Consider the following 19,944-nt stretch of genomic DNA (forward strand, 5'->3'; position numbering starts at 1 on the left):
TGCCATGTTCCCCTCCTGCCTCGCCCGAATCCGCCACGCGCTGCGAAGTAGTGCGCTGCTGCTCATGGTGTCGTCCGCCGCTGCGGTCGATCCCGTGCACTTCACTTGGACTGATGCCGTCGCTGGCAATTGGAGCGACGCCACCAAGTGGACCGACAACCTGGCGAGCGGTGCCGCCCTTACCGCCGCAGGGCAGCCCGCCTACACCCTGCAATTCAGCGTAGCGGGCAGCTATACCGTCACTCAGGACCTCAATGCTGGCTTCCAGCTCAATCGCCTGGTCCTCGGCGGGTCCGAACTGACCTTGGAGGGGCACGGTATTCAGTTCGTCGCGAACGCAGCCACCGCGCCGGAGATCCAGCGGAAAGGCGCGGCCCCGGTTCTGATCCATGCGCCCGTTATCCTTGGCGCGGAGTTGAACTTCGGCGGTACTGGTTCGGGCACGGTTACGCTGGCAGGCGGAGTCTCGGGAACTGGTAGCTTGGTGAAGTCCGGCGCGGGCGTCCTCGCCTTGACCGGCAGCACCGCCTATTCTGGAAACACCACCGTCAACGCTGGCACCCTGCAGCTCGCGCAGGCAAATGCGGCCAACGATTCCACTACCGTGACCATCGCGGCAGGGGCCAAGCTGCAACTCGACTTCACCGGCAACGACACCGTACTCTCGCTGGTGCTCGGCGGCGTGGTGCAGCCGGACGGCATCTATGACGCTTCTAACAGCGGTGGGGCCATCACCGGCACGGGTGCGATCAAGGTCTTCACCCCGCCGCCGGTCCTATCCTCGAACGCTAATCTCTCCGGACTGTTGGTCTCCGGTGCGACGCTTTCGCCCGCCTTCAATTCTTCCACGAGTGTCTATTCCACCACGGTCGGCACCAATATCACTAGCGTCATCGTGACGCCGACAGCCGCCTTCGCAGGCGCGACCATCCGGGTTAATGGAAACCCCGTCCTTTCCGGCGTGGCCAGCCTGCCCATCAATCTCAATGTCGGCAATAACCTGATCAGCACCGTGGTAACCGCGGAGAATGGCCTGACTACCAAGACTTACACGTTGGCGGTGAATCGAGCCGCCCCGGCCACCGTGGCCACTGTCCCGGCGGTGGTGATCGATGCCTCCCGCGCAACGCTGAACGGCACGGTGAACCCGAATGGCGTGGCGACCGTTTACTTCGAGTATGGCCTGAGCGAGGCCTACGGCAATCGCACGCCAGAGCGCGATGTCTCCGGCACCGGTTCGCGTCCCTTTGCCGCTAGCCTCACCGGCCTGCAGGGCGCTACGACTTATTACTTCCGTGCCGTGGTGGTGAGCCCGGCGGGCACGGTTTACGGGAATGGCTTGAGCTTCCTGACTCCACCGCAGCCACCGGTGGCCGCTACCGGGACGCCGTCTACCATCACTTCCAACAGCGCCACGCTGGTCGGCGCGGTGAATCCCGGCGGGGTGAAGGCCTCCGCCTATTTCGAATACGGCCTGACCACCGCCTACGGGCGCGGCACACCGGTGCAAGATATCCCCGCGGGCACCGTCGCGGTGGGGGTGCAGGCTGCGAACGTGGCCCTGATTCCAGGGGCCACCTATCACTACCGCCTCGTGGCCAGCAATTCCGCGGGCACTGCCTTCGGGGATGACGTGATCTTCACCGTGACCGCCGGTGGTGGTGGCGGGAATCCCACCGCCGCGCCGACCGTGACGACGGCCAGCGAACTTGGCGTGACCGCAGAGTCAGCCATCCTGCGTGGCACGGTCAATCCGAACAAGGGCACTACCCTGGTCCGCTTCGAGTACGGCCCTACTACCAATTACGGGCAGTTCAGCCCCTGGCAGGGTATCGGCAATGGCGATGGCGAAGTGGATGTCGCCCGCAACCTGCAAGGGCTCCTGCCGGGCTCGACCTATCACTACCGCTTGATCGGGTCTAACAACCTGGGCACCGGCACCGGTGCGGATGAAGAATTCACCACCGCCTTCCCGGCACCAACCGCGGTCACCGGTGCGTCTACCATTCTCACTACTACCAGCGTGAAGCTGGACGGCACCATCCGCGCCCGCGGTGCCACCGTGGAGGCTTGGATTGAATACGGCACCGATGGCGTCAGCTTCCCGAACAGCTTTCGCGCGGTCCCCGGCGATGTCTCCGGGGATGTGAACACGGATGTCAGCTACGAAGTGCTCAACCTCCAGGCAGGGGTCACCTACTACTACCGCGTGCGGGCCAGCGGTCCGAATGGCGAGGGCTTGGGTGAGACCAAGAGCTTCGACGTGGCATCGCTCTCCGGCCTGATCCAGCAGTTCCCTCCCGGTGTAGCGGAGGCGGATCGCCAGGGGTCCGTGAACATCACCTTGAGCCCACCGGACATCGGCGGCGGCTGGCGCTTCGCGGGCGAACAGTTCTGGCGCGAGTCCGGCGTGCCCGCCACCGGCCTGACCGCGGGCGACCGCATCGTGGAATACCGCCCGGCACCGGGCTACGTGAAGCCGGGGAATGAAACGGTCGCGGTGGCCAGCGGTGCATCGCCCGTCACGCTGTCGCGGGCCTACACGGCGACTGCGGACCCCGCGAATGGCAGTCTCACGGTTGTCCTCAAGCCGCAGGATCTGACCGAAGGCACCGCACCTGCACGCTGGGAATTCTTCGGCGAGGGTGATGCGGACTGGAAGGAGAGCGGCTTCACCGCCACCGGTCTGGTCCCCGGGAACTACGTGATCCTCTGCAAGGAGGTGGAGGGCCGAAGCACCCCGCAGCCGGTGACCGCCAGCGTGGCGGATGGCCAGGCCACGAACCTCACCATCACCTATTTCATCAAGGAAGAGCCGGTCGGCACGCCGCCGGATGTATTGAGCTTCGAGGCCGTCTCGAATGACGAGACCCTGCCGAATGCCTACGTCGGCCAGTTGCGTGGTGATGCGGGTTCCGGCAGTGGCTTCGTGGTTTCGCCGCGGGTGGTCGTCACCGCCGGCCATGTGATCTTCGATGATGGCACGCTGGCCGCAACCACCGGCTTGCAGTGGCTCTTCCAGCATGACCGCAATGTGCACGACCCGGTGCCGCAGACGCCGCGCGGCTTCTTTCTCATGAGCGGCTACGCGGCGCAACGCGCGGTGGACAACTCACCGGGTGTTTCTTCTCCCGCTTCCCAGAACCTCGATGCGGGCACCTTGTTCTTCTTCGAGAATGCGGGCCGCGGCGGTTTCAGCGGCTACCTCGCCAGCGACACGCTATCAAACAATTTCCTGCTCTCGGACTCGCTCAAGACCTTCACGGGCTATCCCATTGATGGCATCCCGGAGGCGAATCTCGACCGCATGCACGCCACGGCAGCGGCGAACGTCCCATTCACCAAGTCCTTCGGGCGCACCTACATCACCAGTGCCATCCGGGGGAGCGGGGGGGCTTCCGGCGGACCGCTCTGCGTGCTGAATGAAAACGGGGCCTATTATCCCGCTGCTATCTATCTCGGCGGCACCAACCAAACTGTGGTGCGTGCCTTGGACAGCGACGTGGTCAGCATGATCAAGTTCGCTGAGACCAGCTCCGGTGCCGCTGCGGGTGCCACCGGCGGCAGTATCGGCGAGCCGGTGCAGGAGACTTACGACGAGACCACCCTAGGCGCTCTCAAGGTGATCATCGAGCCCGTCGCAGCCCGCGCCGCCGGTGCCGGCTGGAAGCTCAACGGCCAGCCGTCCTACCTGCTTTCCGGCGCGCAATTGGATGATCTCAACCCGGACATCCTCAATATCAGCTTCGCCACGGTGGATGGCTTCGTGCCGCCGGCCCCACAGGTCGCCACTGTCACCGCGGGTTTGCTCACGACGATCACCTTCACCTACGAAGGCATCTTCGACCGCCCGTCGATCACCTCGGCGGGCGCCGTGGTCGGCACCAAGGGCCAGGAACTTTCCTATCAGATCGTCGCGGACCACTCGGCGCTGCTCTACACGCTGCTCGGGCTCTTGCCCTCAGGGTTGGAATTCAATCCGGTCACGGGCGTAATTTCCGGCACGCTGCATGAAGCCGGGGTATTCCCAGTCACTATCGGCGCCAGCAACTCCGGGGGCGCGGGCAACCGCCAGTTGGTGATCACCTCACTGCCGGTGATGGCGGACCAGACCTTCATCGCGCCCTACCACGCCCTGATGAGCTTCCAGCCGCTCTCCAGCGAGATGGGAGTCGGCGGCCTGGCTTGGACTGCCAGTGGGCTGCCGCAGGGTGTCCAGATCAATCCCGCCGCCGGCTTGCTCAGCGGCGTGCCCGCGGAGCCCGGCGTCTATCAGGTGAATCTCTCTGTGAGCAACCGCGGGGCCACCGCGGCAGCCAAGCTGGAGCTGACCATCACCGGCACTCCGCCGCAGATCACCACGAACCCCGCTGCCACCCGCAGCCTCCAGTATGGCACAAGTACGACACTCTCCGTAGCTGCCAGCGGCTCGCCAGAGCCCACCTACCAGTGGTATGAGGGACCGAGCGGCGATACCAGCACCCCGGTGGCCGGCGCGACCGCCACGCTCTTCACCACACCGCCGCTCACCGGGAATACCAGCTACTGGGCCAGGGCCTCCAGCATCAGCGGCTCTGCCGATAGCACGGCCACCCAGATCAGTATCCTACCTTCCGCAAATGCCAATCTCACCGGCCTGTCCACCAGCGAGGGACCGGTCTTGCCCTTCAACCCCGCCACCACCAGCTACACGCTGAATGTCCCGAACGAAGTGCCATCCATCCTCATCACCCCGGTGGTGGAGGTCAGCCAGTCGGTGGTGAAAGTGAAGAACATAGTGGTGCCGACCGATGCCGCCAGCGATCCCATCGCTCTCGTCCTCGGTTCGAATGCCATCTTCATCGACGTGAAGTCCGGGGACGACAGCACCACCAAGCGCTACACGCTGACAGTGGTCCGCGCCCAGCCGTCCTCGGTGACCACCGGCACAGCCACCCCGGTGGCGGACACCACTGCCACCCTGCGCGGCACTTCCACCCCGAATGGTGCAGGCACGGTCTTCTTCCAATACGGCGCGACCACCGCCTACGGCAATGCCACGCCGGGCGTGGATATTTCCGGTAGCACCTCGCAGGCCGTCGTCGCCGCGGTCACCGGCCTTAGCTCCAAGACCACCTATCATTTCCGCATCGGCATCACCACCGGCGCAGGCACCATCTTCGGTGCGGACAAGACCTTCGTAACCGCCTCGGCACCTCCCTACGTAGCCACCGGCCAAGCCAGTGATGTGGAGGCGACCAAGGTCAAGCTAATCGGTGCCGTGGATACCAATGGCACTACCACAAGCGTCCACTTCGAGTGGGGCGAGACCACCTCCTACGGGCAATCCACGCCCGTGCAAGTGGTGCCCGGCGGAACCACCGTGGTGGACATCAGTTACCTGTTGGAAGGCCTGACGCCGGACACGATCTATCACTACCGCCTGACCGGAACCAGCAGCGCGGGGAATACCTTCGGCGAGGACCTCGTCTTCATCCCGAACCAAGCGGGAAGTGGCACCGGCACGCCCCAGCTCATCCCTGCTGTCACTACGGTGGGCTCGCTGGATGTGACCACTTCAGGTGCCACCCTGCAGGGCGCCGCGAATCCCATGGGTGGCACTACCTTTGCGCGCTTCGAGTATGGCCTGACCACCGCCTACGGGAATTCGAGCCCGGTGCGCGGCATCGGTAGCGGCAGCGATCCCGCGACCGTGGTAGCGCCCATCACCGGCCTTGCCCCGGGCAAGACCTACCACTACCGCCTGAATGCCACCAATAGCTTGGGCACCGGCTACGGCCAGGATCTCACCTTTCAGACCGGCTTCTCGGCACCCCAGGCCAAGACCACCGGCGCTACCCCAATCAGTTCCACCAGCGTGCGCCTCCTCGGGACGGTGAATCCACGTGGCACCGCTGCCCAAGCCTTCTTCGAATACGGCACCGATGGCATCAGCTTCCCGAACCGCATCGCGGCAGCGCCAGCCACTCTCAATGGCGACACGGATCTCCCGGTACACCTTGACTTGGCCGATCTGCAGCCCGGCGTGAACTATCGCTTCCGCACCGTCGCCGCGCGTGCCGGGGATCCCCTCGCCACCACCACCGGCGAGACCAAGAGCTTCAAGAGCGACGGCTTGGTGGGCCTCTTGCAGATCTTCCCGCGCGAATTGGATGCCTCCGAGCATCAGGGTCAGTTGAAGGTGAATCTACTCCCGGCTGGTACCGGTTCTTGGCGCTTTGTCGGGGAGATCGCCTGGCGTGCTTCCGGGACCACTGCCACCGGCTTGGCCACAGGCGATCGCGAGATCGAGTTCTTGCCGGTCACCGGCTACAACCAGCCCGGCCGTGAATTGGTCGGCGTGATCAGCGGTGCTCCAATCGTGGTCCTGAATCGCGAATACTTCGTCTCCGCCACGCCACCGAATGCCGGCCTGAAGGTCAACCTGCTGCCCGCCGACCGCACTGGCCCCGCCGTATCCCTGACCAATCGCGTCCAGTGGCGGCTCTTCGGCTACACCGGCCTGCCGTGGCGCGAGTCCGGCGAGGTGCTCACCGGCCTCACGCCCGGCACCTACCTGATTGAATTCAAGGCTGCACTCGACCTCCACTCGCCGCCGCCTTGCAAGTTGGTCATCGCCGCTGGCCAGACTCGCACTGCCACCTTTGCCTACAACGCGGACCAGGATGCGGATGCCAGCTCGATCCGCGTGCTCGATTACACGGAAGTCTCCACGCGCCACAACCAGCCCTATGGTTTCGTTGGCCAGATCCGCAACGACACCGGCTCGCACAGTGGCTTCGCGGTGAAGACCCGGGTCGTGGCCACTACCGCCCAGGCCCTGTTCGATGAAGTCACGCTCTCGCAGATTCCCGGTGTGGAGTGGCTCTTCCAGCAGGATAAGGCTGTCAATGAGCCCAAGCCCCAGACTCCGCGCGGCTTCTATGCCTTTGATGGCTACGCCGCCCAGCGCGGGTTGGAGAATACGCCCGGCAAGCTCTCCACCGCAGCTGAGGATCTCAATGTCGCGGCGCTCTACTTCCTGGAGGATGCAGGCCGCGGCGGATACTCCGGCTTCATCGCCAGCGACGATAACACCAAGCCCTTGCTGAACTCGACCGATCTCAAGACCCTGGTCGGCTATCCGGTGCGCGGTGGCGGGTCCACGTCCAACCATGGGCGCATGCAGGCCAGCCGGGTGAATGCCAGCGCCTACACCGCGCTGTCCTCGGTCACCTACGATTCGACGAAGATCAAGGGCCTCAGCGGCATGGATGGCGGCCCGCTTTGTATTCAGGTGAGTGGCGGCAGCTACTTCCCGGCGGGCATCTTCACCGGCGGTGGCAATCCGCGGAGCTTGGTCCGAGCGATCGATGCCGGCGTGATCGATCTCTTCAACCGTGCCGAGCTGACCGCAAACACCGGCAACAACAACAGCAGTGGCGGAGTCTTCCACACCAGCTACACGGCGGTCTCCACCAGTGCTGGTAAGGGCTCTCTGCAGGTGGTGCTCGAGCCGCTTGAGGCCCGGCTCGCCGGTGCCCTCTGGAAGCTGGGCAGTGACTCCGCGTTCCTGAGCTCTGGCATCCGTAAGAACAATCTCTCCGCAGGCGACTACATCCTCCAGCTCAAGGCGGTTCCCGGCTTCCAGACTCCACCGCAGGGGACCACCACGGTGCAGGCCAATAACCTGACCGTCGTGACCTTCACCTACCAACCGGAGATCTCGGGCGTCTCCGCATGGCGGATCACGAACTTCGGCTCGGCGACGAATTCCGGCAGCGCCGCGGACGGCCAAGACCCCGACGGCGACGGCAGCTTAAACATCGACGAATACACCGCAGGCACCGATCCGAACGATCCGCACGATGTCTTCCAAGTCACTAACGGTGGCCGTCAGGGCGATACCTTCGCGCTGACAGTACCGGTCAAGACCGGGCGGATCTACACCCTCCAGCGCCGTACCAGCCTGGAGTCGGAGGATTGGTCGGACGTGATCGTCCAAGGCCCGGTGACGGTGGATGGCACCATGATCCTCAGTGACCCCGCAGCCACTGCGGCCGCCGGTTTCTACCGCGTGAAGGTCGAGTCGCTGGTGCCATGACGGGAATATTCGCCGGAATGCCACGTTTTTTCAGGGGTAAAAAGCGATTGGGTATTAGTGCTGCTATTAGCGGCCGCCTTCTCGCATGAAATCCCCTGTATCTCACGTCCTCAAGGTCCTTCACGAACGCTATGCCACCCTCCGCGAAGGCAAGGTGGCGGACTACATCCCGGAGCTTTCCAAGGCCAATCCCGATTGGTTCGGCATCTGCATCGCGACCCGTGACGGGCATCTCTACGAGGTAGGGGACACGCGCCAGAAGTTCACCATCCAGTCGATCTCCAAGGCGCTTTCCTATGGCCTGGCGCTAGAGGACCGGGGCGAGGACCACGTGCTCAAGCGGATCGGGGTGGAGCCATCGGGGGATGCCTTCAATGCGATCAGCCTGAAGCCCGGGTCGGGAGCACCCTTCAACCCGATGATCAATGCCGGGGCGATTGCCACCTGCGGACAGATCCTCAAGATCGACGGGGAATCACGGATCGAGCGCATCGCCAAATACCTCTCGCGCTGCGCTGGCGGGCAACTGGAGATCGATGAGGAGATCTACCGCTCCGAAAGCATGACCGGTCACCGCAACCGTGCGATCGGCTGGATGCTGCGAAACTTCGACATCATCGAGGAAGAGCCCCGCGAAATTCTGGAGACTTACTTCCAGCAGTGCTCGCTCAAGGTGACCTGTGCCGATCTCGCGGTGATGGGCGCGACCTTGGCCAATCAAGGCTTCAACCCGATCACCGGCGAGCGCGCAATCGCCCATGAGTATGTGGACAACGTCTTGGGAGTGATGGCCAGTTGCGGGATGTATGATTGGTCGGGCGAGTGGATCTATCGCGTCGGCCTGCCAGCGAAGAGTGGGGTAGGGGGCGGCATCCTCGCCGTATTGCCAGGCCAGCTCGGCATCGGCGTTTTCTCGCCACCGCTGGATGAGCAGGGGAATAGCGTCCGCGGCATCCGCGTCTGCATGGATCTCGCCCGCGAACTCTCGCTGCACATGTTCAACCCCAGCGCCGTGCCCCAGCCCGCGCTGCGCCGCAGCTACAATGCCTCGCAGGTGAATTCCCGACGTCGCCTGCCCGCCATCACCTTTCGCGAGCTGCGCCGCTACGGCGACCGCATTCGGGTGCTGGAGCTGCAGGGGCCGCTGCTCTTCTCGACCTTCGAGCCGGTGATCCGCGAGCTGGTCAAGCAAGCGGCCTACTGCCAGCACATCATCCTGAACTTCACCTACGTCTTCTCGGTCGATGCCGTCTCGCTGCGGATGCTCCATCAGGTCTGGCAGCAGCTTGCGGAGGCCGGGGTGCGCTTGATCTGCTGCCACGCCGGGCGTCACGGTCACCCAATCGCCGCCGCCGGCTTAGGTGAAGAAAGCCTTTTCACCACTGAGGATGCGGCGCTGGAGTCCTGTGAAAACGAGGTGCTGGCAGGGATCCTGCCGCACCACGAGATGGTCCCACCGCCGGTCGGACTCTTGGATTGCACGCTTTTCTCCCGCTGCGATGCCGCGGAACTCGAGCTCCTCGGCAGCCGCATGGAAAGCGCCAGCTATGCCGCGGGCGACACCATCATCCAAAGCGGCAGCCGGGCGGACGAGCTCTTTGTCCTCACTTCCGGCAGCGTCGAGGTCCGGCTCAACCTCGGTAACAAGCGCTACCAGCGGCTCGACGTCTTCTCTTCGGGGATGAGTTTCGGCGAGCTGGCCTTCCTCGACGCCTCGCCCCGCTCGGCTGATGTCGTGGCCACCGCCGGAGTGGAATGCCGGATTATCACGCGTGCCCTCTTCGAGGAAATCGGCCACGCGCACCCGGCTCTGAAGGCCAAGATCCTGAACGAAATCGCACTCCAGCTCTGCGACCGGCTGCGGCAGGCCAATATCGAGATCTCGGCGCTCAGGAACTGATCTCTGTCCGCGGATGATTTCCGGCTAGCAGTCGGCGGCTTGGCCAGTCATGTTAGGGCTATCCCACCATGAGTTCGTCATCCCCTCTCGCTGAGCTCCCCGCCATCGGTTTCCTCGCCGACGTGGACGCCTCCCACCGTGAATTCCTCGCCTCCTTTGGTTCCTTCGTCCGCCCCCATAGTGGCGAGGCCCTGATCGAGGAAGGCAAGGAGCAGGAAAACCTCTACCTGATCATCTCCGGGGTCCTGCATGTGGTCCACGAGGGAGAACGGAATCTCCTCATCGCCACCCTTGGCGCGGGAGATTCCTTGGGCGAGGTTAATGTTTTCGATCCCGCCACCGCCAGCGCCTCGGTCCTTGCCCGCAGCGAATGCCTGATTTGGCGGATTTCAGCTTCGGAACTGGAAGGCTTCTTCGAGAGCGATCCAGTGGCGGGCGTTGCCTTCATGAAGGGCCTGCTCCGCTTGGTGGGGCATCGCATTCGCGCCATGAATTCCAAGCTCGCCGAGTCGGAAGAGAAATCGACCGCGCTGCATAGCTTCTGGAAGCCCCACGCGTGAGCATCTTTCTCCAGCACGGCCCGCTTGGCCTGTTCTTCGCATTCGCGATTGCACATGCCTTGGCGGACTTCCCACTTCAGGGGGATTACTTGGCTCGGACCAAGCAGCGCAAAAATGCGTCCACGACCTTCGAGTGGATCGCCGCCCTCAGCGCCCACTCGCTGATCCATGCGGGGGCCATGTGGATCGTCTCGGGAAGCATGGTCATCGGTGCGATCGAGTTGGTCTTGCATTGGCTGATCGATCTCGGAAAGGGCGAGGGGAGATACGGCTACGCCACGGATCAAGCTCTCCATCTCTCTTGCAAGGTTGTCTACACCATCGCGTTCGCGATGCGGATTGATGGACTGTATTGAAGGCCGCCCTGCTATTCTTCCCGTGCTGGCCTCCGGCCTGCTGCACCCGATGGTGAACCTCCCGCGCTTCTCGCCATGAATCCCTTTCTTGAGATCGTTGCAGGACATCCAGTCCGCGAGTTCGCCGCGGGGGATTACATCCTGCGACAGGATGGTCCCTGCGACGAACTTTACGTTTTGCTTGAAGGCGAGGTGGAAGTAATGCGGGACGACGTCCGGGTGGCGAAGATCTCGGAATCGGGTTCGGTTTTCGGCGAGATGTCGCTGCTGCTGGGTGGGCCCTGCACCGCCAGTGTGCGTGCCTTGGGGGCCGCCCGTGTCACCACGGTCTATGAACCACGCGCCTTCCTCGCTTCATCACCGGTGGCCAGTCTGCACATCGCGGAACTGCTCGCTCACCGGATTGATGCCCTCAACCGCTATCTGGTGGACGTGAAGCACCAGTATGAAGGCCACGATCACATCGGCATGGTGGATGATGTGCTCAGCACCCTCATGCACCGCCAACGGAAAAAGAAGCACTGAGGGGCGCCAGACCTCAGGCGCTCAAGCTCTTCTGCTCCACCCCGGTATCGGAATACCAGGTGACCTCCTGCTCATCGAAATCGAAGAGCAGCGCGGTCGGGCTGCTTCCGATCTGCCGCCCAGGATTGAAGGCCCACGTCTGGCCGAGGCGATCAACCCAAGCACCCTTGTCATAGAAGGGCGCGTTGTGGATGTGACCGGAAAGGACGATCCGCGGGGAGAAGCGATCGATCCACCCGGTGAGCGTGGCATCTCCGGCGAACTGCTTGCCAGTCCAGCTTAGGGGGCCTTCCGGTGCTGCATGATAGACCCACAGCCACGGTGTGCCCTCTGGCGGAATGGCGGCGCTCAGTTGCTCTTCGACCTCGGCACATGAGACCGGGCCATCCCACCACGGACAGATGGTGATGCGCATGCCCGCGAAGTCGATCGACTCGCCATCCACGTGAAGGCGCTCGTTCTTCACATCGCCCAGCCAGCGGGCCCGCGACTCGCCGGCAGCATCGCGATGATCCCCGTCATGATTGCCCGAGCTGACGATCACCAGGGTCAGCTCGCGCAGCCGCCGCAAATACTTTTCGATCACCACGATCTGGATGTCGATCTCCAGTGCGCTGCCGAGGTCGAGCAGATCCCCGCCGATGATGATCGCATCGCAGCCGCTCGCCTGGGCGGTGAGCCAGTCGAACTGCTTGAGCGTATAGTGCAGGTCGGCGACGAAGAGCAGCTTCATGCGAGCGAGGGGAGCACTCCGAAGCTGGAGTGTTCCGCGCCAAGTTTCAAGGAATCACCTCGCGGCGCTCCTCGAGCCGGGCCAATTGCTCGCCGCGCTTTTGGCCGGTCAGGTCCTTGTCAATGGCGTCGAGAAGACCGAGCAGGTCACCGGCCTCCAGCAGGCGCGGGGTGATCACGTAACTGGCCCCATCGGCATACAGGGCGTGAACATCGCTGATCTTGTCCGCGTGGACGACGACTTCCGCGTCCGGATTGAGGGCGCGGAGTTGGAGCAGCATTTTGCGGTTGGTGGAGCCGCGCAGCACGCCGTCGCCCAGCGAGCAGATGATCACCTTGGCGTGGGAGATCCCCGCGTGTTCCAGGACATCCGGACGGCTGATGTCGCCATACATAACCTGGATGTCGCGGTCGCGCAGCTTGTTCGCAGTCTCCGGGTTGAAGTCCACCACCATCAGGCGCGGCAGCAAGGTCGGCTTCTCCCGGGTGATCTCTTCCAGTAGCGAGCTGGCCGTCCAACAGAAGCCGAGGATGAAGACATCCGGCGCCTCCTCACCGTGGCCCGCATCGTGGGTGCCCGCCGGTAGGTCGGGGAAGCCCAGTTTGTCCAAGATCGGACCCGCGCGGCGCACCACAGAATCGCTGCGCAGGATGCCATAGGTCGAGAGCACCGCGAGGAAGGCGAAGGCAAACGCAGTGATGCTGATCGTCTTGTCCGAGACATCACCGGCCGTCTTGCCAATCGCAAGCAGCACCAGCGAGAGCTCGCTGAGCTGCCCGAGATTGACCGCTGGAAGCAGGCTCATTCGTTGGCCCAGTCCCATGCGGAAGAGGGTGGGAAAGACCGTGATGAAGCGGGTCAGCAGTAGCACCGCGCTGACGACCAGCATCCAAAAGAGGTAATCCCAAGTTGGCATCGGGATGATCATTCCCAGCGACACAAAGAACAGCGTGACGAAGAAATCCCGGATACTCGTGACCCGCGCCACCACGTCCAGAGTATAGGGGAAGGTGGATACCATCACCCCGGCGAGCAGTGCGCCCATCTCCCGCGACAGGCCCAGATAGCTGGCGAAGCCCGCCATCGCGAAACACCAGGCCAGTGCGCCCACCAGCACCAGTTCCGGCCGACGAGCGACCAACTTGAACACTGGCGGCAGGATGAAGCGGCCAGCGAAATAGGCGGCACCCACCAATTGGAGCACCCGGCCAAGCGCCTCCACCAGCGGTCCAAGGGCAGGCTCCTTGAGGGTGGGTTGGATCGCTAGAAAGAGAATCGCCGCCACGTCCTGGATCACCAGGATGCCCATGGTGACCCGGCCGGCCAAGGTCTCGAGCTCGCGCTTCTCGTGCAGCAGCTTCACGATGATGACCGTGCTGCTCATCGCCGCGGCCACCGCGAGATAAAGCGCTTCCAAGCTGCCACCGGCGGGCCCCACCGAGCGGAAGATCAACCAGCCTAAAGCAATGCCGCCGCTGATCTGGACCAAGGCCGTGACCGTAATCGCTCCGCCCGACCCGAGCATCTTCTTCAGGTCCATTTCCAGACCGATCATGAAGAGCAGCAGGGCCAGCCCGATCTCGGACATGGTCCGGATCGAGTCCGCATTCGTTACGACTTCAAAGCCTTGCGGCCCGATCGCGAAGCCCGCCACCAGATAGGCGATCAGCAGCGGTTGTCGCGCCACCTGGCACACAACTCCGACCACCCACGCGGCGATGATGCACCATGCGATGTCCGTGACGATTCCATGATCCACGCGTGCGGAACCTATCAGCCCGGACCTCGGCGTCGATGCGGGAGTGATGGCGCGGTGGCGGAATTGTCACCTCTTCCCCTTGGCTTGACCCGTCAAGGCCAGCTTGCTAAGGCGAGGTCAATTCCGCCCCCTTTTTCATGAAGTTGCCGAATCTCTTTACCGATCCCTCACGTCTGCGAACCTTCAAGGTCGGAGATACTATCTTCAAAGCCGGCGATCCGGGTAACGAAATGTTCATCGTCGACGAGGGCGAGGTGGATATCGTTATCAACGGGACAGTTGTCGAAACGGTCGGCCCGGAGCACTTCTTCGGCGAGCTCGCGCTGATCGATGAGGCGCCGCGCAGCGCCGATGCCGTGGCCCGCACGGACTGTAAGCTTGCAGCGCTCGATCAACGCCAGTTCACCTTCCTGGTGGACGAGATTCCATTCTTCGCGCTGCGGGTCATGAAGGTGCTGGCCGACCGCTTGCGGCGCGCCGACCGGGCTAGCAAATAGGGACCTGTCTCACGGCATTCCTGTATTCGCCCCCGGCACCCGGAACGAGACTTTATAGAATCCCTTCTCCGCGGCAGCAGCGACATAAAGGCTAAGGCTGCCCTCCGCGGTCGCCACGTGCTTGTGACGGTCGATGCTGCCGGTCTGGCTCAGCGAGAAGGGCAGCGCCTTCCACTCCAAGTCTGCCATGGTCGGATTACCATAGATCTCGTAGCAGTAGTTCGCGTAGGCCGGGATGGTCAGCTTGTAGCGCACCGTGCCATTCGGCCCGGCCACCGGTTCGCCCTGTGCCAGGAAGCCACCGGGGGCAGGGTAAGTAGGTTCGACTGGGGTGTAGCCGCTGACGAAGTCCCAGTTCGCTGCGACCTCACCCGTGGTGGTGCCAGCGACGGGCGTGAAGTCCAGCAGGATGGACGCCTTCTGTGCCGCAGAGAGCGGGGAGAAGACGTTGTCGTTCGAGTTCTGCGTGGCCCACACCGCACCGTTGTTCCCGTAGGCGACTTCATTCCAGCCGGTCTGTGTGCAGGTACGCGTGGTTTTCCCGGGAATCGTCACGCCCCAGTGGAAGTGCCGCGTCCGTCCGGTATAGAGTCCGGCCTTGATGGTGCGGAAGCGGAAGGCTCCCGTGGATCCTGTTAGAAACTGGCCGAAGCCCGCGAAGTTCGCGTCGCAGGCGCTGTTGCGCCCGGTGCCGGTGGAGTAAAGGTAGTCGCCTTCATTGTCAGCATGCCAGCACTCGACCAGCGCGTTCCTGATCGGATTGCCGCTGCTATCCAGCACGCGTCCCGTGATGTAGGTCACGATCCCGGTGGCCGCGGTGAGATTGTCGCCGAGTTGGACCAGGTCATTGTCCTTGTCCAAGGGGATGTCATCGGACAGCGGATAGTAGGGACCTTGGGTGACCACGGGTGATGCGGTCAGGGTCAGGGCTTCGGCCAGGAATCCCGGCAGCGTGAAGCCTGCGGAAGCCGCGGCCATGCTCTTGAAGAAGCGGCGGCGGTTCACCGGTATGTAGACCGGCAGCGGTTTGGACTCTTTCATGTTGGCAAGAGAGGCGGGTTGATGCCTCCGGAAAAGAGCTTCCGGACTCTAACAGATCCTGTGCGGGGCAGGCTGTCGGTCGCGTCGTTGGGGAAAAGGGGAGCCCGCCTGTTCCTCCGCCGTCCGTATCCTCACGTCCGGCCAGGCGGGCCCCATGGTTCCTGGAAATCTATCAGTGGGAGAACCTGCTACTCGGGCGGCGGGCTCCCGGGTGGACGGCCTCCCGGCGGTGGGGGAGGAGATCCGCCTGCTCCTCTGCCGGGGCTAGGGCCCCGGCCAGGCGGACCTCCGAATCCACGGGCACCGGACTTGCCGATGCCGCCTAAAAGCTTGTGATCGTCGCCCTCTTCCAAGGTGCGGCCGATGATCAGGTCGAACTTCGCGGTCAGCTCACCGAGCGGCGAGCCCGGGACCGGCAGGAAGTCGACCAGGATGGTGTTCCGTTCCGCTGCGTCCTCGATCTCGCCGAGGACATGGTCGCGGGTGTTGTCGGCATGACCCTTCACCATCATCTGGGTGGTGAAGATCCGGCGGCCATTGCGGCTCACCGCGAAGTGAATGTGCGGCGCGCGGAACATGCCATTCAGTTCGTAAGACACCGGCTTGATGGTGCGGAACTGGTAGCGCCCGGTAGAATCCGTCTGGTAGCGGCCGTAACCTTGGAAGTTACCGTCCAGGCCATTCTCATTGCGGCCGCGGCTGTGGATGTAGGACGACTTGCTGTCGCACTGCCAGATCTCTACCGTCGCGTTGCGGATCGGTTGGCCGGAGGCATTCATCACGCAGCCGCTCACCCAGGAGATCTCGCCCACGGCGGGAGTGATCGCATCATTGATGATCAGAAGATCGTTGTCCGTATCCAGCGGCATCTTGTCGGGGTAGTAGGGCCCCTCGGTCATTTCCGGGGTCAGGATGCGCTTGGTGTCGGCGAGCTGCTCGGCCATCAGACCCCGCACGCTGAAGAGCGAGGCACTCAGGCCTAGGCCCGTGAGAAAACCGCGGCGGCCGGTGGATGCTGGATGGATGATGCGGCTCATGGATTGCTGGATCGACTTTCGATGGGGGCACCTTAGCCCGCGGTCGATTAAGCCCGCGTTAAGCCGGGGAAAATCCGTGGGAAATTTCGCAGCCCTGCTTTCATGTTCGCTTAATCTAGGCTCTGCTAACCTCGTCTCCGGGCACCGCGCGCGCCCGTGAACCCTCATGAGATTGCTGATCGTCGAAGATGAACCCCGGCTCCTGCGCTCGCTGGCGAAAGCCCTGCGCGAGGAAGGCTACGCCGTGGATACCGCAGAAGAAGGCGAGGATGGTCTCTTCAAGGCCACGACCTGCGACTACGATGCGGTGGTGCTCGATGTGATGCTGCCGAATCTCGATGGTTGGCAGATACTCAGCAAGCTGCGCGAAAGCAAGAGCACGCCGGTGCTAATGCTTACTGCCCGCGATGCCACCAGTGACCGCGTGAAGGGCCTTGATGGCGGGGCGGATGACTATCTGGTAAAGCCCTTCGAACTCGATGAACTCTTCGCCCGCATCCGCGCCATCATTCGCCGCCACGCTGGCAAGTCCCATCCCACCGTGGTGGTGGGTGACGTGGAGATCGATACCCGTGCGCGCCGCGTGACCATGGGTGGCAAGGCGGTGACCCTTACCGCCCGCGAATTCTCGATCCTCGAATACCTCGCACTGCACCGTGGCGAAGTCATCAGTCGCACGGAACTCTACGAGCACCTCTTCGATGAAAATGAGGACACCCTTTCCAATCTCCTAGACGTCCACGTCCATGGCATTCGCCGCAAGCTCCGCGCGGATCTGATCGCAACGCGGCGCGGCGAAGGCTACATTATCCAGTAAGAAATCATGTTCACGGACTCCATCCGCTGGCGCATGCAACTGTGGCTGGGCATCCTGCTGCTGGGGCTGCTCGTGGCCTTCGGCGGAACCTCGTGGCAGTTGGAGAAGACCCAGCGGATCCGGCGCTTGGACGATGAGCTGGCCAAGCGCGCTGCAGCCCTCGGGGTGGGAGTGCGTGGTGGTTCACAGCCCTTCGAGCCGGGACGGATGAATCGCCCGGACGGGGGACCCGGCGGTGGGCCGGATGACCTCGCCCCCTTTGTCGATTTTGGCCCAGGTTCGGATTCCGGGCCAGGACCAGGGCCAGGCCCGGGCAGTGGCCGTGGTGGCCCGAACAGCAAGCGCCCGCCGCGGCCGCCGGAGATGGACGATGAATATCGCGGCGAGTTCTCCGAGGACTTCGGCGATAGCGGTCGGCGCGGCCCATCGCGGAGCTCAGGGAAGAAGATCCCTACAGAAGTGGAAGCGATGTTCCCGGCTGACGGAGCGGAGGGGTATTACTATGCTGTGTGGATCGGAAGGTCGGGCACGCAGAAGAATTCCGCCAATGCCCCGGCGGGCATCCCTTTGCCAGCCTCGGACGGACGCAACACTCAGACCCAGTTCCGCGACCGCGCTGGCGTGCGCGAGGCCTTTCACTTCACCGAGCGTGGTGAATGCGTGCTCGCGGGACGGCCGGTTCACAGTGACTTGGCCGGAATGAAGGCCTACGGGCTGAGGCTCTCAATTACGGGGCTCGCCGTACTTGTGGTAGGTTTGGGCGGGGGCTGGATCTTGACCAGCCGCTCGATGCGGCCGATCCAGCGGATCTCCGCTTCCGCTCGCAGGATCTCGGAGGGCAATCTTTCCGAGCGCATCCCGGTAGGGAGTTCGGGCAACGAATTGAACCAACTCGCCGGGGTGCTCAATTCTACCTTCTCTCGCTTGGAGGATAGCTTCGCTCAGCAGAAGCGCTTCACCGCGGATGCCTCCCACGAACTGCGCACGCCGTTGGCAGTGCTCATCACCGAGACCCAGTCAGCCTTGTCGCGCGAGCGCAGCGCGGAGGACTACCGCGAGGTGCTCACGGGAAACCTCGAGACCGCGCGCCAGATGAAACGGCTGGCAGAGGCCCTGTTAGAGCTGGCGCGCGTCGATGCCGGCAGCGATCCCTCCGGCGGCCTTCCCTTCGATCTCTCGGAAGTTGCCACGAGTGTGGTGACCAAGCTCAAACCCCTGGCCGAGGCGCGGGCGACCAAGCTCTCCACCAGCCTGAAGGCTGCCAACACGAGCGGCAGCCCCGAGCGCCTCACCTTGGTCGCGTCCAACCTGATCGAGAACGCCATCCACCACGGCAAGCACGGCGGCCACATCGATGTCGCTACTTTTGAAGAAGATGGCCGCGTGATCCTCAAGGTGAGCGACGACGGTCCCGGAATCTCCGCGGAGGACCTGCCGCATCTCTTCGAGCGCTTCTACCGCGCGGACAAATCGCGCACCGGTGCGAACGGCCGCTATGGCCTGGGCCTCGCGATCTGCAAGGGCTTGGTCGAAGCGGAAGGGGGAACGATCTCGGTAGAGAGCCGGAAGGGCGAGGGTGCCAGCTTCACCGTGAGCCTGCCGCTCGCTTCATAGGTCCTATAGGATTTATAGGACCTATGACTTTGAGGGCGGCTCGAAGCGGTTCCTCACGGCTGCAGCACCACGCCAGCCTCTTCCAAAGCCATCGCTGCTGCTCCCACCATCCCAGCCTCGTTGCCGAAGCGGGCGGGCAAGATCATCAGGTGCTCCTTGAAGGGCGCGGAAAGTTGCGCGTAGAGGTGCGCGGTTAGCGGATTGAAGAGGATGTCGCCGGCCTTCGCCACACCGCCACCGATGATGATGGCCTGCGGGTTGAGCAGCCAGCAGCAGTTCATGATCGCCGTCGCCAGCTTCGCGCCGATGCTGTCCCAGATGCCAAGGGCGATCTCGTCGCCCAGCATGGCCGACTTTGCCAAGGCTGCGGGGGTGCACTCCGCCAGGTGGCGCTCGATTCCAGCATCCAGATAGACCTGTCGGGCATCCGCCGCGATCTCGTTGTTGCCGGTGTAATCTTCCAGCGCACCGAGGTTGCCGTAGGCACCGCGTCGGCCCTGCCAGTCGATCGACATCTGGCCGACCTCGCCGGCACCGAATTGGGCGCCCCGGACCATCTTGCCATTCGCCACCACGCCGCCGCCGACGCCGGTGCCGAGGGTCAGGGCCACCAGGTGATTCAGCCCGCGGCCCGCGCCGCGCTTCCACTCGGCGTAGGCCATGCAGTTCGCGTCATTCTCCACCACCACCGGCAGGCCGGTCGCGTCCGCCAGCTTCTTCTTCAGCGGAATAGCCACCCAGCCGGGGACATTTGTCAGGTTATGGACAATGCCCTTTTCGAAGTGGACGAAGCCGGGGACGCCGACACCGATGGCTTCGATTCGGGGGTGTCGCTCTCGAAGATCCTCGATGACCCGCAGCATCGCATCGATCAAGGCATCCGGACCATCAAAGTCCGGTGTCGAGACCGGCGGTGCCTGGTCAATGATGTTGCTCCGATAGAGAACGCCGAATTTGACGGAGGTTCCGCCGAAATCGACACCAATTGCGAGAGGGGTATCTGCCATGGCTTAGCAACTACT

13 protein-coding genes are annotated in these 19,944 nt (G+C 63.4%); 8 read left to right on the forward strand and 5 right to left on the reverse strand.

All coding sequences use genetic code 11. The features are described 5' to 3' along the window. Nucleotides 1-4 precede the first annotated feature (4 nt). The 5 genes from BV071_RS31300 (at nt 5) to BV071_RS31320 (ending at nt 11,424) form a co-directional block, all read left to right on the forward strand. The gene (locus BV071_RS31300) at nt 5-8,083 is read left to right on the forward strand and encodes a cadherin-like beta sandwich domain-containing protein (RefSeq protein WP_081886363.1); all 8,079 of its coding nucleotides are present in this window, start codon (nt 5-7) and stop codon (nt 8,081-8,083) included. A gap of 85 nt (nt 8,084-8,168) precedes the next feature. Then, the gene (glsA, locus tag BV071_RS31305; protein ID WP_035615977.1) at nt 8,169-9,983 is read left to right on the forward strand and encodes a glutaminase A; all 1,815 of its coding nucleotides are present in this window, start codon (nt 8,169-8,171) and stop codon (nt 9,981-9,983) included. A 68-nt stretch (nt 9,984-10,051) separates the two neighbouring features. Further along, nucleotides 10,052-10,543: a cyclic nucleotide-binding domain-containing protein gene (locus BV071_RS31310; RefSeq protein ID WP_035615980.1), complete on the forward strand. Its 492-nt coding sequence runs from the start codon at nt 10,052-10,054 to the stop codon at nt 10,541-10,543. Beyond that, nucleotides 10,540-10,899, forward strand: coding sequence for a DUF3307 domain-containing protein (locus BV071_RS31315; protein ID WP_052574103.1), 360 nt, complete (start codon nt 10,540-10,542; stop codon nt 10,897-10,899). The genes BV071_RS31310 and BV071_RS31315 overlap by 4 nt, the downstream gene beginning before the upstream one ends. A 75-nt stretch (nt 10,900-10,974) precedes the next feature. After that, the gene (locus BV071_RS31320) at nt 10,975-11,424 is read left to right on the forward strand and encodes a cyclic nucleotide-binding domain-containing protein (protein ID WP_052574104.1); all 450 of its coding nucleotides are present in this window, start codon (nt 10,975-10,977) and stop codon (nt 11,422-11,424) included. 13 nt (nt 11,425-11,437) lie between these two features. On the opposite strand, the gene BV071_RS31325 is transcribed toward BV071_RS31320, so the two are convergent. Continuing rightward, a complete protein-coding gene (locus BV071_RS31325; protein ID WP_052574105.1) occupies nt 11,438-12,157 on the reverse strand; it encodes a metallophosphoesterase in 720 nt (239 codons plus the stop codon). A gap of 46 nt (nt 12,158-12,203) precedes the next feature. Then, nucleotides 12,204-13,916, reverse strand: coding sequence for a cation:proton antiporter (locus tag BV071_RS31330; RefSeq protein ID WP_035615981.1), 1,713 nt, complete (start codon nt 13,914-13,916; stop codon nt 12,204-12,206). A gap of 137 nt (nt 13,917-14,053) precedes the next feature. On the opposite strand from BV071_RS31330, the gene BV071_RS31335 reads away from it, so the two are divergent. Next, the gene (locus BV071_RS31335) at nt 14,054-14,413 is read left to right on the forward strand and encodes a cyclic nucleotide-binding domain-containing protein (protein WP_035615982.1); all 360 of its coding nucleotides are present in this window, start codon (nt 14,054-14,056) and stop codon (nt 14,411-14,413) included. Nucleotides 14,414-14,422: 9 nt separating this feature from the next. Here BV071_RS31335 and BV071_RS31340 read toward each other — a convergent pair whose 3' ends face one another. Continuing rightward, the gene (locus BV071_RS31340) at nt 14,423-15,454 is read right to left on the reverse strand and encodes a hypothetical protein (protein WP_052574106.1); all 1,032 of its coding nucleotides are present in this window, start codon (nt 15,452-15,454) and stop codon (nt 14,423-14,425) included. A 188-nt stretch (nt 15,455-15,642) separates the two neighbouring features. After that, a complete protein-coding gene (locus BV071_RS31345) occupies nt 15,643-16,491 on the reverse strand; it encodes a hypothetical protein (protein ID WP_075091058.1) in 849 nt (282 codons plus the stop codon). A gap of 166 nt (nt 16,492-16,657) precedes the next feature. On the opposite strand from BV071_RS31345, the gene BV071_RS31350 reads away from it, so the two are divergent. Together BV071_RS31350 and BV071_RS34030 are read left to right on the forward strand one after the other, a co-directional pair. Continuing rightward, nucleotides 16,658-17,308, forward strand: coding sequence for a response regulator transcription factor (locus tag BV071_RS31350; protein WP_035615983.1), 651 nt, complete (start codon nt 16,658-16,660; stop codon nt 17,306-17,308). A 6-nt stretch (nt 17,309-17,314) separates the two neighbouring features. After that, complete coding sequence (locus tag BV071_RS34030; RefSeq protein ID WP_052574107.1) at nt 17,315-18,922, forward strand: ATP-binding protein; 1,608 nt, start codon at nt 17,315-17,317, stop codon at nt 18,920-18,922. A 53-nt stretch (nt 18,923-18,975) separates the two neighbouring features. Here the strand turns inward: BV071_RS34030 and BV071_RS31360 are convergent, their stop codons facing one another. Beyond that, nucleotides 18,976-19,929, reverse strand: a complete 954-nt coding sequence (locus tag BV071_RS31360) for an ROK family protein (protein WP_035615986.1) — start codon at nt 19,927-19,929, stop codon at nt 18,976-18,978. Nucleotides 19,930-19,944: the final 15 nt, after the last annotated feature.

It is taken from the genome of Haloferula sp. BvORR071, from assembly GCF_000739615.1.
GTDB lineage: Bacteria > Verrucomicrobiota > Verrucomicrobiia > Verrucomicrobiales > Akkermansiaceae > Haloferula.

Bases quoted from the DNA above. Each gene is read 5' to 3' on its own strand.
- BV071_RS34030 (WP_052574107.1), top strand. From the start codon at position 17,315: ATGTTCACGGACTCCATCCGCTGGCGCATGCAACTGTGGCTGGGCATC.
- glsA (WP_035615977.1), top strand. From the start codon at position 8,169: ATGAAATCCCCTGTATCTCACGTCCTCAAGGTCCTTCACGAACGCTAT.
- BV071_RS31325 (WP_052574105.1), bottom strand. From the start codon at position 12,157: ATGAAGCTGCTCTTCGTCGCCGACCTGCACTATACGCTCAAGCAGTTC.
- BV071_RS31350 (WP_035615983.1), top strand. From the start codon at position 16,658: ATGAGATTGCTGATCGTCGAAGATGAACCCCGGCTCCTGCGCTCGCTG.
- BV071_RS31320 (WP_052574104.1), top strand. From the start codon at position 10,975: ATGAATCCCTTTCTTGAGATCGTTGCAGGACATCCAGTCCGCGAGTTC.
- BV071_RS31335 (WP_035615982.1), top strand. From the start codon at position 14,054: ATGAAGTTGCCGAATCTCTTTACCGATCCCTCACGTCTGCGAACCTTC.
- BV071_RS31340 (WP_052574106.1), bottom strand. From the start codon at position 15,454: ATGAAAGAGTCCAAACCGCTGCCGGTCTACATACCGGTGAACCGCCGC.
- BV071_RS31360 (WP_035615986.1), bottom strand. From the start codon at position 19,929: ATGGCAGATACCCCTCTCGCAATTGGTGTCGATTTCGGCGGAACCTCC.
- BV071_RS31310 (WP_035615980.1), top strand. From the start codon at position 10,052: ATGAGTTCGTCATCCCCTCTCGCTGAGCTCCCCGCCATCGGTTTCCTC.
- BV071_RS31300 (WP_081886363.1), top strand. From the start codon at position 5: ATGTTCCCCTCCTGCCTCGCCCGAATCCGCCACGCGCTGCGAAGTAGT.
- BV071_RS31345 (WP_075091058.1), bottom strand. From the start codon at position 16,491: ATGAGCCGCATCATCCATCCAGCATCCACCGGCCGCCGCGGTTTTCTC.